This is a genomic window from Streptomyces clavuligerus (assembly GCF_005519465.1).
Lineage (GTDB): Bacteria > Actinomycetota > Actinomycetes > Streptomycetales > Streptomycetaceae > Streptomyces > Streptomyces clavuligerus.
On the sequence record NZ_CP027858.1, the window covers coordinates 1,960,046 to 1,974,003 of the forward strand.

Genomic DNA, 13,958 nt, shown 5'->3' on the forward strand with positions numbered 1-13,958 from the left:
ACCCGAACGAGTGAACATCACGGGGGAGTTGACAAACAACTCCTCTCGGTTGCGGGCTGGGCCGAACGACGGACACTGACTGGATCTTCCGGCCGGGCTTTGGGAGGATGCGCGCCCGCAGCCCCTCCAGACACCCCGTCAGCACTCGGGAAAAGCCTCTGACCTGGCCGTACCAACGAAATTCGCAGGTGTGCGGATCACGTGAACGAGTCATGCAGACTGGGTCGCATGCAGATGGATCTGGCCACATCACCGGGGTCGCCCGAACGGCCCAACGAGGACTGGGTGTCGATGGCCCTGCCCGCGTCGGGCCGGGGCGGATCGCTGGTGGTGCTGGATGGTGTGACACCCCCGGAGGGTGGCTACGGCTGTGTGCATCCGGTGCCCTGGTTCACCGCCCGGCTCGGGGGCGCGCTGCTCGAACTGTCCGCTTCTCGTCCGGATACGGAACTGGCCGGGATTCTCTCCGCGGCAATCCGCCGCACCGCCGACGCCCACCGCGAAACCTGTGACCTTTCTCACGTTCGAACGCCACAGGCGACGGTGGTCCTGGTGCGCTGGGGCGGACCGGGCGACCCGGTCGAACATCTGGTGCTCGCCGACTCCACCCTGCTGATCGAGTCACCGGAGGGAGAGGTACGCGCGGTGACGGACGAGCGGGTCGGCCGGCTGCCGCAGGAGATCCGGCGCAGCCATGCCGCTGTCGACGCCCTGCGCAACGCGGAGGGCGGCTTCTTCACGGCGGCGGCCGACCCCTCGGTGGCGCTGCGGGCGGTGACGGGGAGCACCCCCCGCTCACGGGTGCGGTCGGTCGCGGCGCTGACGGACGGCGCCGCGCGCTGGGTGGATCTGTTCGGGCAGGGCGACTGGGCCCGGTGCCTGGGGGTGCTGCGCGCGGAGGGCGCGCGGGGCCTGATCGGCCGGGTGCGGGAGCTGGAGACGCGGGCCGGGGAGGACGGGTCCGCGCGCACGGCGCCGCGCCGGTGGAAGCTCCATGACGACGCGTCGGCGGTCCTCGCCGAGCTGGCGGGGGACGGCGACCGGGCCGTCAGTCCTCCGCGCGGGCGTTGAGCTGATGGAGCAGCCGGGCCAGCTCGGCGATCTCGGCGCGGTCCCAGTCGGCGAGCTTGGCGACATAGCGGGCCCGACGGGCGTCCCTCACCTGGCGGAACCGCCGCAGACCTTCTTCGGTGAGCCGGACGAGTGACGCCCGGCCGTCCGCCGGATCGGGCTCCCGGACCACGAGCCCCAGCTCTTCGAGCGCCCGGAGCTGCCGGCTCATCGTGGCCTTGCCGACGCCGAAGTACCCCGCCAGATCGGTGGCGCGCAGCGAGCCGGACTCGTCGAGGCGGACGAGCAGACCGTAGGCGGCGGCCTCCAGATCGGGGTGGAGCTGACGGGCCATCTCGCCCGATGAGGCGCGGGCGCGGCGGAGGAAGACCGCCAACTCTCTCTCCAGGGCGAGGAATTCGCGGTCGGCACCGTCACCGCCGCCGAGACCGGCCGCGCCGCCGGTTTCACTTCTGTGCACGTCAGCACCCCTTGTACGGTTTCCGGTCCGGGAAAGTTTCCGCCGTCGGCGACGGTCGCCGCAGCTCCGCCAGTATTTCGCAGGCATAGACCAACGGCGGCCCCCCGGACCTCTTTCAGGGCGGGTTTCTCCGCGCGTAGCGTGCTTGATGGCATGTCCACACCATGTTGCTCCATCCCGGTGTGGCCCCGCACCGCGCCGCGTCCCCCCACCACTCGGCTTCGGAGGCACGCTATGTCCGTGCAGAGAAACGGAATGACCACTTCCAGATACTCTCCGGGGAGGACCCGGGGACGGGGGCCGCGCCGTCCGCTGCTGACGGTCGCCGCCCTCCTCGGGGTTCTCTTCCCGCTGCTCGCCCAGCCCTCGGCCGGTGCCTCGGACATCCCGCCGCGGGGCTCGGCCTATCTGGGCATGGGGGTGATCGCCCATGACGGCCAGGGTCTGCTGCCGCCGCGCGGGAGCCGGAGCGGCCGGGCCGTGCAGGCGGTGCAGACGGAGGGGGTCGACGTCTCCAGCCACCAGGGCAACGTCGACTGGCCCGCGCTGTGGAACAGCGGGGTGAAGTGGGCCTATGTGAAGGCCACCGAGGGGACGTACTACCGGAACCCCTACTACACCCAGCAGTACAACGGCTCGTACGGCATCGGGATGGTCCGGGGCGCGTATCACTTCGCCACCCCCGACACCGCGAGCGGCACCGCCCAGGCGGACTTCTTCGTGAACAACGGCGGCGCGTGGAGCCGGGACGGGAAGACCCTGCCGGGCGCGCTGGACATCGAGTGGAACCCGTACGGCGACACCTGTTACGGCAGGACACCGGCCGAGATGGTGAGCTGGATCAGGGACTTCCTCACCCGCTACCGGGCGCGGACCGGGCGGGACCCCGTGATCTACACCGCCACGAGCTGGTGGACCCAGTGCACCGGGAGCTACGCGGGCTTCGGCGCCGTCCACCCGCTGTGGATCGCCCGGTACTACAGCACCCCGGGGCCCCTGCCCGCGGGGTGGAACGTCCAGACGATGTGGCAGTACACGTCCTCCGGGCCGATCGTCGGCGACCACAACCGGTTCAACGGGGCCCTGGACCGGGTCGTGGCACTCGCCAACGGCTGACCGGGGCGGGGCTCAGCCCCAGTGGGCGGGGCGGTGCACCCGGGCGGGCAGCCGGGTGACGGCGTCCCCCCGGGCCGCGTTCACCTGCGGCTGGGTCAGGAAGAGACACCCCGTGAGATCGGCGCCGGTCAGGTCCGCGTCCCGCAGGTCCGCCCCGAGCAGATCGGTCTGCCGCAGATCCGCGCCGGTCAGATCGGCGGCGATCAGCAGGGCGCCGCGCAGGCTCGCCCCCCGCAGCTCCGCCCCGCGCAGCCGGGCGCCGACGAGGTCCGCCCCCCGGCGGTCCTTCGCGCGGCGCCGTCCCGCCCCGGCCCGCACCCGTTCGCTCGTGCGCAGCAGCAGCTCGCCCACGCGCGCCCGGTGTGCGGCCAGGTCGAGGGCGGCGAGGGCGGCCGGGTCCCGCCGGGTCAGCTCCTCGGTCTCGTCCAGCAGGGCCCGCAGCCCGGCGTGGAGCGGGCGCGCGGGCTCCAGGGTCAGCGCCTCGTCGAGGTACCAGAGCAGTTCATGGAGGTGCCGTACGACGGGGAAGGCGGCGAACATCGCCCCGGCCGTCCCGGGCGCGGTCCGCCAGTCGACACCGCCGAACGTGACCTGGGAGACCTTCTGGCCCGCGCCGAAGCAGTCGTACACGGTGCAGCCGGAAAAGCCGCTCCGGCGCAGCCGGGTGTGGATTCCGCAGCGGAAGTCCGTGCCGAGGCTGCGGCAGGGCTCCCCGGCGGCCTTGTCCACGGCGAAGTCCGCCGAGGCGGCGAAGGGCAGGGCCACACAGCACAGGCCGAAGCAGTCGGCGCAGTCCGCCCGCAGCTCCGGCGGCCCGGCGGGCCCGGCGGTCGTTTCCATGCCGCCATTGTGACGGAGCGCCAGAGGCGCCCCGCCACCGGCGCGGACGGGAAGGGCCCGGGCCGCGACGGGCCCCGGCCGGGAAGGGGCCACAGCCCGGAGGGGCCTGGGGCAGGGGGGCGGGAACGGGCCGCGGACGGCGAGGGACCCGGGGCGGGCAGGGCCCCGCGCGACAAGAAGCCGGGGACGGGGGCAACAGGCGGGAAGGCCCGGAGCGACAGAGGCGCCCCGCCCGCACCCGCACGGGGAAGGGACCCCGGAGCAAGGGGCCGGGGTGGCAAGGGCCCCGCGCGACAAGAAGCCGGGGACGGGGGCAACAGGCGGGAAGGCCCGGAGCGACAGAGGCGCCCCGCCCGCACCCGCACGGGGAAGGGACCCCGGAGCAAGGGGCCGGGGTGGCAAGGGCCCGGGGCAAGAGGGCCGGGAAAGGGGGCCGGGAAGCGGTCACGGGCGGGGAAGGCCCGGAGCGGGAAGGGCCCCGCGCGGGCAGGGCCGCGGGCGGGGAAGGCCCCGGGCGGAAGAGACCCGCGCGGAAAGAGACCGCGCAAACAGCGCCCCGGGCGGGAGGAACCCCGGGCGGACAGGGCCGCGGACAAGGATCCCGCGCGGAAGGGGTCCCGGACGGGGAAGGGGTCCCGGGGCAAGGGCCCCGGGTGGCAAGGGCCCGGGGCAAGAAGGCCGGGGAGAGGGCCGCGGACAGAGTTCCCGGACGGAAGGGGCCCCGGGCGGGGACAGGCCCCGCGCGGGCAGGGCCCCGGGCGGCGGGGGAGCGCCGCCCGGGGACCGGCGCCCGGCCCGGTCGCACCGGGCCGGGCCGTTCCGCACCCGGGTCAGGCCGCGGTGGCCACCGCCGGGAGCCGCCCCGGGGCGAGCGCCAGCTCCAGGACCTGACGGACATCGGTGACGAGGTGGACGTCCAGCACGTCCAGGATCTCCGCCGGGACATCGTCCAGGTCGGCCTCGTTCCGCTTGGGGAGCACCACGGTGGTGATGCCCGCGCGGTGGGCGGCGAGCAGCTTCTGCTTCACCCCGCCGATCGGGAGCACCCGCCCGGTGAGCGAGACCTCGCCGGTCATCGCCACATCCGTGCGCACCGGCCGCCCCGACAGCAGGGAGGCGAGCGCCGTGGTCATGGTGATGCCCGCGCTCGGCCCGTCCTTGGGCACCGCGCCCGCCGGGAAGTGGATGTGCACACCCCGGTCCTTCAGATCGGCCACCGGCAGCTCGGTCTCGGCGCCGTGCGAGCGCAGATAGCTCAGCGCGATCCGCGCCGACTCCTGCATCACATCGCCGAGCTGGCCGGTGAGGGTCAGCCCCGCCGCGCCGGTCTCCGGGTCGGCCAGCGACGCCTCGACGAAGAGCACGTCGCCGCCCGCGCCGGTGACCGCGAGTCCGGTCGCGACACCGGGTACGGCGGTGCGGCGCTCGGCCGGGTCCTGCGCGGACTCCGGGACATGGTGCGGGCGCCCGATCAGCGCGCGCAGCTCCCCGGCGCCGATGGCGCGGGGCAGCCCGCCCTCGCCCAGCTCGTGCTGGGCCGTCACCTTGCGCAGCAGCCGGGCGACGGCCCGCTCCAGGTTCCGCACCCCGGCCTCGCGGGTGTACTCCCCGGCGAGGCGGCGCAGCGCCGACTCCTCCAGGACCACCTCGCCGGGGGTGAGGCCCGCCCGCTCCAACTGGCGCGGGAGCAGGTGGTCCCGGGCGATGACGACCTTCTCGTCCTCGGTGTAGCCGTCCAGCCGGACCAGCTCCATCCGGTCGAGCAGGGCCTCGGGGACAGCCTCCAGGACATTGGCGGTGGCCAGGAAGACCACATCGCTCAGATCCAGCTCGACCTCCAGGTAGTGGTCCCGGAAGGTGTGGTTCTGGGCCGGGTCGAGCACTTCGAGGAGGGCGGCGGCCGGGTCGCCCCGGAAGTCGGAGCCGACCTTGTCGATCTCGTCCAGGAGGACCACCGGGTTCATGGAGCCCGCCTCCTTGATCGCCCGGACGACGCGTCCCGGCAGCGCTCCGACATAGGTGCGCCGGTGGCCGCGGATCTCCGCCTCGTCCCGGACGCCGCCGAGGGCGACCCGGACGAACTTCCGTCCCATGGCGTGCGCGACGGACTCCCCCAGGGAGGTCTTGCCCACGCCCGGCGGGCCGACGAGCGCGAGCACCGCGCCCCCGCGCCGCCCGCCGACCACGCCGAGCCCCCGGTCGGCGCGCCGCTTGCGCACCGCCAGGTATTCGGTGATCCGTTCCTTCACGTCCGCGAGGCCCGCGTGCTCGGCGTCGAGGACGGCCCGGGCGCCCCGGATGTCGTACGCGTCCTCGGTCCGCTCGTTCCAGGGCAGTTCCAGGACGGTGTCCAGCCAGGTGCGGATCCAGGCGGCCTCGGGGTTCTGGTCGCTGGCGCGCTCCAGCTTGTCGACCTCCTTGAGGGCGGCCTCGCGCACCTTCGGCGGCAGCGCGGCGGCCTCGACGCGGGCCCGGTAGTCGTCGGACTCCTCGCCCTCCTGCTCACCGTTGAGCTCGCGCAGCTCCTTGCGGACGGCGTCGAGCTGGCGCCGCAGCAGGAACTCGCGCTGCTGCTTGTCGACGCCCTCCTGGACGTCCTTGGCGATGGACTCCGCCACGTCCTGCTCGGCGAGGTGCTCGCGGAGCTGGGAGATGGCGAGCCGCAGCCGGGCGACCGGGTCGGCGGTCTCCAGCAGCTCGATCTTCTGCGCGGTGCTGAGGAAGGGGGAGTAGCCGGAGTTGTCCGCGAGCTGGGCGAGGTCGTCGATCTGCTGCACCCGGTCGACGACCTGCCAGGCACCGCGCTTCTTGAGCCACTCGGTGGCGAGCGCCTTGTACTCGGTGACCAGTTCGGCGAGCTGGCCCGGCAGCGGGTCGGGGACGGACTCCGCGATCTGGGTGCCCTCCACCCACAGGGCGGCGCCGGGGCCCGTGGTCCCCGAGCCGATGCGGACGCGGCCCTCGCCGCGGATCAGCGCGCCGGGGTCGCCGTCGGAGAGCCGGCCGACCTGCTCGACGGTCCCGAGCACACCGGTCGCCGCGTACTGGCCGTCCACCCGGGGGACGAGCAGCACCCGCGGCTTGCCCGGCCCGGCGGAGCGGACGGCGGCCTGCGCGGCCTCCACCGCGGCGCGGACCTCGGTGTCGGTGAGGTCCAGCGGCACCACCATTCCGGGCAGCACGACCTCGTCGTCGAGCGGCAGCACGGGCAGGGTGAGCGGTGTGAACGTCTGGGACTCAGCAGCCATGATCTCCCCTTAGGCAGTGAACTTGAGCTATGGAGACTCAATGCAGTTATGTGAGGTCAATGCATGGGGAGCCCCGGATGTTCCCGGCCGCCTGTTCGCTCTGAGCGATCGGGGCCGCACCCGGCGGCACGGCGGGGACGGCACAGCGGCGGCGGGGACGGCGGGGCTCCGGCGGGTGACGCCGCCCCGCCCGCCGGAGCCGGCGGAAGCGGCGACGCCCCGGGAAACCACTTGGCCCGGCGGGGAGCGACGGACCACGATGGCCCGGTCACCACGCGTCACCACGACACCAGCACCAACACCCGCACCCGGCCGCCGGAGCCCCCGCCGCCCGTCCACCGCCCTCGCCCGACCGCCGGAGCCACCGCCCACCGCCCACCGCCCTCGCCCAACCAACCGCCCGACCGCCCGTCCGCCGCGCCAGCCGACCGGAGGCCCGATGCGCACCACCCCGCCCACGCCCCGCGCACCCCATGAACCGCCCGTGACCCTCGACCGCCGCGACGGCCCCTTCGGCGAGGTCGCCCTGCGCCGCCGGGGCGAGGTGTACGAGATCATCGCCAACGGCTGCTTCCTGATGGACACCTCGGACGGCCGCTCCGAGCGGCTGCTGATCGACGCGGCCCACCGCGCCCTGGGCGCCCGCCCGGACCCGTCCCTCCTCATCGGCGGACTCGGTGCCGGTTTCTCCCTCGCCCACGCCGCCGCCTCCCCGGTCTGGCGACATATCGCCGTTGTGGAACGAGAACCGGCCATCGTCGACTGGCATCTCCACGGCCCCCTGGGACGGATCTCCGCCCCCGCCCTCGCCGACCCCCGGACGGCGCTCCTCCCCGTGGACCTCCTCACCCATCTCCGTGACACCGACGTCCGCTACGACGCCCTCTGCCTGGACATCGACAACGGCCCGGACTGGACCGTGACCGAGGACAACGGGGCGCTGTACTCCCCCGCCGGTCTGGCCCTCGCCGCCCGGCGGCTGAATCCGGGCGGGGTGCTCGCGATCTGGTCGGCGCGACCGTCCCCCGCTTTTGAAGAAACCTTGCGGAATGCCGGATTCAACGGGGTAGGGACGGAAGAGATCCACCTTGCCCGAGGCGTTCCTGACGTGGTCCATCTCGCCGTAGTGCCCGCGTAGCCCGGAGCCTCCAACTGCCTTTACGCTGCTGAGCTACACATGGACGACAATGCGCGGGCGACGCGGCCCAGCGCTTACAGGGGCGGGCGATGGAACAGACACACACCACCCACAACGGCGTCGCGGCCACGCCCGGAGCCCAGCGCCGGGTGCTGGTCGTCGAGGACGACTCGACCATCGTCGACGCCATCGCCGCCCGGCTGCGGGCCGAGGGCTTCCTGGTGCAGACCGCCGCCGACGGCCCCGCCGCCGTCGACGCGGCCGAGGCATGGCAGCCCGATCTGATGGTGCTCGACGTGATGCTCCCCGGCTTCGACGGCCTGGAGGTCTGCCGCCGGGTACAGGCCCAGCGCCCGGTGCCGGTGCTGATGCTCACCGCCCGGGACGACGAGACGGACATGCTCGTCGGCCTCGGCGTGGGCGCCGACGACTACATGACCAAGCCCTTCTCGATGCGGGAGCTGGCCGCCCGGGTGCATGTCCTGCTGCGCCGGGTGGAGCGGGCGGCGCTCGCCGCCGTCACCCCCCGCAGCGGCATCCTCCGCCTGGGCGAGCTGGAGATCGACCACGCCCAGCGGCGGGTCCGGGTCCGGGGCGACGATGTGCATCTGACCCCCACCGAGTTCGATCTGCTGGTCTGTCTGGCGAACACCCCGCGCGCGGTCCTCTCCCGCGAGCAGCTCCTCGCCGAGGTCTGGGACTGGGCGGACGCCTCCGGCACCCGGACCGTCGACAGCCATATCAAGGCCCTGCGCCGCAAGATCGGCGCGGAGCGGATCCGTACCGTCCACGGGGTGGGGTACGCCCTGGAGACCCCGGCGCCGTGAGCCGCCCCCGGGGCCAGGGCGCCGGGCGGCCCCGCCCGGTCAAGGCCAAGATCTCCATCAAGACCAAGCTGGGCACGCTGGTGGTGGTCTCGGTCTTCATCACGACCGGGCTGCTGCTGGTGGCCCTGGAGACCTCCACCGAGCTGCGCTTCATCACCGTCTTCTCGGTGATCGCGACCCTGCTGATCACCCAGTTCGTGGCGCACGGCCTCACCGCGCCGCTGGACGAGATGAACCGCGTGGCCCGGGGGATCTCGCACGGCGACTTCACCCGCCGGGTGCGCGGCGCGGACCGCAGGGACGAGCTGGGCGACCTCGCCTGCACGATCAACCGCATGGCGGACGACCTGGAGGCGGTGGACCGGCACCGCAAGGAGCTGGTCGCCAATGTCTCGCACGAGCTGCGCACCCCGATCGCCGCGCTCCGCGCCGTCCTGGAGAACGTGGTGGACGGGGTCTCCGCCGCCGACCCGGAGACCATGCGGACCGCGCTGAAACAGACCGAGCGGCTGGGCCGGCTGGTGGAGACCCTGCTCGACCTGTCGCGTCTCGACAACGGTGTCGTACCGCTGCGGGCCCGGCGCTTCGAGGTGTGGCCGTACCTCTCCGGGGTGCTGAAGGAGGCCAACCTCGCCGCCGGGCGGCGCGCGCTCGCCTCCGGCTCGGGGCATCACACGCGGACGGACGTCCATCTGCATCTGGACGTCTCCCCGCCGGAGCTGACCGCCCACGCGGACGCCGAGCGGCTGCACCAGGTCGTCGCCAATCTGATCGACAACGCGGTGAAGCACTCGCCCCCGCACGGCCGGGTGACGGTACGGGCCCGGCGCGGCGAGAGCCCCGAGTCGCTGGACCTGGAGGTCGTGGACGAGGGTCCCGGCATCCCGGAGCCGCAGCGGCGCCAGGTCTTCGAGCGGTTCAACCGGGGCGGGGGCGCGGCGCCCGGCAAGGGCGACGGGGGCACCGGCCTCGGCCTCGCCATCGCCCGCTGGGCCGTCGATCTCCACGGCGGTCGGATCGGTGTGGCCGAATCGGCCCGGGGCTGCCGCATCCTCGTCACTCTTCCGGGGGTCCCCTCACCCCGCCCTTGACGTAGGGTTCGAATCGGAACCAACCCTTCTACGTGTGCGGGACGAGGGCGGAAAACCGGAACAGCGGGTGAACATGTCCGGAAGCTCCATCGCTGGCTGCCATACCAGCGGTGCGGGTAAACCGTGCTTATTTCCCGCCATTCCCCTCCGTGAAACCCGTCTTTCGATGTGACTTGCGCGACTGTGACCCGTCTGGTCTGCACGTCCAGGCCGGGGAGGCGTAGCCTTGATTCCCGCTGTCCATCACCTTGTGAAGCGGAAGAGGGCGGTTGCCGCCGTGTCGTCTCAGTCCCCCAGTAACTCCAGCTCGCCCAGCCTCCGGCCGGGTGGTGCCCCCACGACCGACGAAAGCGCGCAGGGCGCCGGTCCCGCCGCCGCTTTCGGGCCCAATGAGTGGCTTGTCGACGAGATCTACCAGCAGTACCTCCAGGACCCGAACTCGGTCGACCGGGCCTGGTGGGACTTCTTCGCCGACTACAAGCCCGGCGCGCAGAACACCGCCGCCACCGGGGCCGAGCCCACCGCGGAGGCTCCCGCCGCGGCCCCCGCGCCGACCGCTCCCGCCCCCCGGGCGAGCGCCAACGGTGCCACCGTGCCCGCCGCCCCGGCCGCCCCCGCGGCCCCGGCCGTGGCTGCGGCACCGGCTCCGGCCCCCGCAGCGCCGAAGCCCGTGCCCGCCGCCGCCCCGGCCCCGGCCCCGGCCCCGGTCGCCGCGCCGAAGCCGGCCGCGGCTCCCGCGCCGGCCGCCGAGGCACCCGCGGGTCCCGAGCTGATCACCCTGCGCGGCCCGGCCGCCGCCGTCGCGAAGAACATGAACGCCTCGCTGGAGATGCCCACGGCCACGTCCGTGCGCGCCGTCCCGGTGAAGCTGCTCTTCGACAACCGCATCGTCATCAACAACCATCTGAAGCGCGCCCGGGGCGGGAAGGTCTCCTTCACCCACCTCATCGGCTACGCGATGGTGCGGGCCCTCAAGGCCATGCCGTCGATGAACTGGTCCTTCGCGCTGAAGGACGGCAAGCCGACGCTGGTCAAGCCGGAGCATGTGAACTTCGGCCTCGCCATCGACCTGGTCAAGCCCAACGGCGACCGCCAGCTCGTCGTCGCGGCCATCAAGAAGGCCGAGACGCTCAACTTCTTCGAGTTCTGGCAGGCGTACGAGGACATCGTCCGCCGCGCCCGGGGCAACAAGCTCACGATGGACGACTTCACCGGGGTCACGGTCTCCCTGACCAACCCCGGCGGCCTCGGCACCGTCCACTCCGTGCCGCGGCTGATGCCCGGCCAGTCCGTGATCATGGGCGTCGGCTCCATGGACTACCCGGCCGAGTTCCAGGGCACCTCCCAGGACACCCTGAACAAGCTGGGCATCTCCAAGGTCATGACGCTGACCTCGACCTACGACCACCGGGTCATCCAGGGCGCGGCCTCCGGCGAGTTCCTGCGGGTCGTGGCCAACTCGCTGCTGGGCGAGGACGGCTTCTACGACGACATCTTCGAGGCGCTGCGCATCCCGTACGAGCCGGTCCGCTGGCTCAAGGACATCGACGCCTCCCACGACGACGACGTCACCAAGGCCGCCCGGGTCTTCGAGCTGATCCACTCCTACCGGGTCCGCGGCCATGTCATGGCCGACACCGACCCGCTGGAGTACCGCCAGCGCAAGCACCCCGACCTGGACATCACCGAGCACGGCCTCACCCTGTGGGACCTGGAGCGCGAGTTCGCGGTCGGCGGCTTCGCGGGCAAGTCCCTGATGAAGCTGCGCGACGTCCTCGGCGTGCTGCGGGACTCGTACTGCCGCACCACCGGCATCGAGTTCATGCACATCCAGGACCCCAAGCAGCGCAAGTGGATCCAGGACCGGGTGGAGCGCCCGCACGCCAAGCCGGAGCGCGAGGAGCAGTTGCGCATCCTGCGCCGGCTCAACGCGGCCGAGGCGTTCGAGACCTTCCTCCAGACGAAGTACGTCGGTCAGAAGCGGTTCTCGCTGGAGGGCGGCGAGTCCGTCATCCCGCTGCTGGACGCGGTCATCGACTCGGCGGCCGAGTCCCGCCTCGACGAGGTCGTCATCGGCATGGCCCACCGCGGCCGGCTGAACGTCCTCGCCAACATCGTCGGCAAGTCGTACGCGCAGATCTTCCGGGAGTTCGAGGGCAACCTCGACCCGAAGTCGATGCACGGCTCCGGTGACGTCAAGTACCACCTGGGCGCCGAGGGGACCTTCACCGGTCTCGACGGTGAGCAGATCAAGGTCTCCCTGGTCGCCAACCCCTCCCACCTGGAGGCCGTCGACCCGGTCCTGGAGGGTGTCGTCCGCGCCAAGCAGGACGTCATCAACAAGGGCGGCACGGACTTCACCGTGCTGCCGGTCGCCCTCCACGGCGACGCGGCCTTCGCGGGCCAGGGCGTGGTCGCCGAGACGCTGAACATGTCGCAGCTCCGCGGCTACCGCACCGGCGGCACCGTCCATGTCGTCATCAACAACCAGGTCGGCTTCACCGCCGCCCCGGAGTCCTCCCGCTCCTCGATGTACGCCACCGACGTGGCCCGCATGATCGAGGCGCCGATCTTCCACGTCAACGGCGACGACCCGGAGGCGTGCGTCCGGGTGGCGCGGCTCGCCTTCGAGTTCCGCCAGACGTTCAACAAGGACGTGGTGATCGACCTCATCTGCTACCGCCGCCGCGGTCACAACGAGGGCGACAACCCGCAGTTCACCAACCCGCAGATGTACAACCTGATCGACAAGAAGCGTTCGGTGCGCAAGCTGTACACCGAGTCGCTGATCGGCCGGGGGGACATCACGCTGGAGGAGGCCGAGCAGGCCCTCCAGGACTTCCAGGGCCAGTTGGAGAAGGTCTTCGCCGAGGTCCGCGAGGCCACCAGCCTGCCCGCCCCGGCGCAGGTCCCCGACCCGCAGGCCGAGTTCCCCGTGGCGGTGACCACGGCGGTCTCCCAGGAGATCGTCAAGCGGATCGCCGAGTCCCAGGTGAACATCCCGGACAACGTCGCCGTCCACCCGCGGCTGCTGCCGCAGCTCCAGCGGCGCGCCTCCTCCGTCGAGGACGGCACGATCGACTGGGGCATGGGCGAGACCCTGGCCATCGGCTCGCTGCTGATGGAGGGCACCCCGGTGCGCCTCTCCGGCCAGGACACCCGCCGCGGCACCTTCGGCCAGCGCCACGCGGTCCTCGTCGACCAGGAGACCGGCGAGGACTACACCCCGCTGCTCTACCTCACCGAGGAGCAGGCCCGTTACAACGTGTACGACTCGCTGCTCAGCGAGTACGCGGCGATGGGCTTCGAGTACGGCTACTCGCTGGCCCGCCCGGACGCGCTGGTCGTGTGGGAGGCCCAGTTCGGTGACTTCGTCAACGGCGCCCAGACCGTCGTCGACGAGTTCATCTCCTCGGCCGAGCAGAAGTGGGGCCAGCACTCCGGTGTGACGCTGCTGCTGCCGCACGGCTACGAGGGCCAGGGCCCGGACCACTCCTCGGCCCGCCCGGAGCGCTTCCTCCAGCTCTGCGCGCAGAACAACATGACGGTCGCGATGCCGACGCTGCCGTCGAACTACTTCCATCTGCTGCGCTGGCAGGTGCACAACCCGCACCACAAGCCGCTGATCGTCTTCACCCCGAAGTCGATGCTCCGGCTGAAGGCGGCGCAGTCGAAGACGGAGGAGTTCCTGACCGGCGGCTTCCGCCCGGTGATCGGGGACACCGGCGTCGACGCGGGCACGGTGGACCCGGCGGGCGTGCGCAAGGTCGTCTTCACCTCCGGCAAGGTCTACTACGACCTCGACGCGGAGCGGAAGAAGCGCGGTACGCAGGACACCGCGATCATCCGGCTGGAGCGGCTGTACCCGCTGCCGGGTGCCGAGCTCCAGGCCGAGATCGCCAAGTTCCCGAACGCGGAGAAGTACATCTGGGCCCAGGAGGAGCCGGCGAACCAGGGTGCCTGGCCGTTCATCGCGCTCAACCTGATCGACCACCTGGACCTGGCCGTCGGCGCGGACGTCCCGCACGGCGAGCGGCTGCGGCGGATCTCCCGTCCGCACGGCTCGTCCCCGGCGGTGGGCTCCAAGAAGCGTCATGAGCAGGAGCAGGAGCAGCTCGTCAACGAGGTCTTCGACGCCTGATCCGCGCTGTGGTCCGCCGCGGCGGA

The 13,958-nt window shown here is 72.5% G+C and carries 9 protein-coding genes; 6 read left to right on the forward strand and 3 right to left on the reverse strand.

The genetic code is table 11. From position 1 onward, the window contains the following. Nucleotides 1–228 precede the first annotated feature (228 nt). A complete protein-coding gene (locus CRV15_RS07800) occupies nt 229–1,071 on the forward strand; it encodes a hypothetical protein (protein ID WP_003961794.1) in 843 nt (280 codons plus the stop codon). On the opposite strand, the gene CRV15_RS07805 is transcribed toward CRV15_RS07800, so the two are convergent. Continuing rightward, nucleotides 1,049–1,531 (reverse strand): MarR family winged helix-turn-helix transcriptional regulator, encoded by a 483-nt coding sequence (locus tag CRV15_RS07805; protein ID WP_003952568.1) that lies wholly within the window; start codon nt 1,529–1,531, stop codon nt 1,049–1,051. The two genes, CRV15_RS07800 and CRV15_RS07805, sit on opposite strands and share 23 nt — an antisense overlap. 255 nt (nt 1,532–1,786) lie before the next feature. Between CRV15_RS07805 and CRV15_RS07810 the strand changes: the two genes are divergently transcribed. Then, entirely contained in the window at nt 1,787–2,647 is an 861-nt protein-coding gene (locus CRV15_RS07810; protein WP_003961793.1) for a lysozyme, read from the forward strand. A gap of 12 nt (nt 2,648–2,659) precedes the next feature. On the opposite strand, the gene CRV15_RS07815 is transcribed toward CRV15_RS07810, so the two are convergent. Beyond that, nucleotides 2,660–3,487 carry a pentapeptide repeat-containing protein gene (locus CRV15_RS07815; protein ID WP_003961792.1) on the reverse strand — a complete coding sequence of 276 codons (828 nt, stop codon included), beginning with the start codon at nt 3,485–3,487 and terminating at the stop codon, nt 2,660–2,662. 830 nt (nt 3,488–4,317) lie between these two features. Beyond that, nucleotides 4,318–6,735 (reverse strand): endopeptidase La, encoded by a 2,418-nt coding sequence (gene lon / locus CRV15_RS07820; protein ID WP_003961791.1) that lies wholly within the window; start codon nt 6,733–6,735, stop codon nt 4,318–4,320. A 439-nt stretch (nt 6,736–7,174) separates the two neighbouring features. On the opposite strand from lon, the gene CRV15_RS07825 reads away from it, so the two are divergent. The 4 genes from CRV15_RS07825 to CRV15_RS07845 all read left to right on the forward strand — a co-directional run bounded on the left by CRV15_RS07825 (nt 7,175) and on the right by CRV15_RS07845 (nt 13,932). Further along, nucleotides 7,175–7,873: a spermidine synthase family protein gene (locus CRV15_RS07825; protein WP_003959163.1), complete on the forward strand. Its 699-nt coding sequence runs from the start codon at nt 7,175–7,177 to the stop codon at nt 7,871–7,873. Between the two features lie 89 nt (nt 7,874–7,962). Further along, complete coding sequence (locus CRV15_RS07830; RefSeq protein ID WP_003959164.1) at nt 7,963–8,700, forward strand: response regulator transcription factor; 738 nt, start codon at nt 7,963–7,965, stop codon at nt 8,698–8,700. Beyond that, the gene (locus CRV15_RS07835; protein ID WP_003959165.1) at nt 8,697–9,791 is read left to right on the forward strand and encodes a HAMP domain-containing sensor histidine kinase; all 1,095 of its coding nucleotides are present in this window, start codon (nt 8,697–8,699) and stop codon (nt 9,789–9,791) included. The genes CRV15_RS07830 and CRV15_RS07835 overlap by 4 nt, the downstream gene beginning before the upstream one ends. A 277-nt stretch (nt 9,792–10,068) precedes the next feature. Next, nucleotides 10,069–13,932, forward strand: coding sequence for a multifunctional oxoglutarate decarboxylase/oxoglutarate dehydrogenase thiamine pyrophosphate-binding subunit/dihydrolipoyllysine-residue succinyltransferase subunit (locus CRV15_RS07845; RefSeq protein ID WP_009997504.1), 3,864 nt, complete (start codon nt 10,069–10,071; stop codon nt 13,930–13,932). The last annotated feature ends 26 nt before the right edge of the window (nt 13,933–13,958 follow it).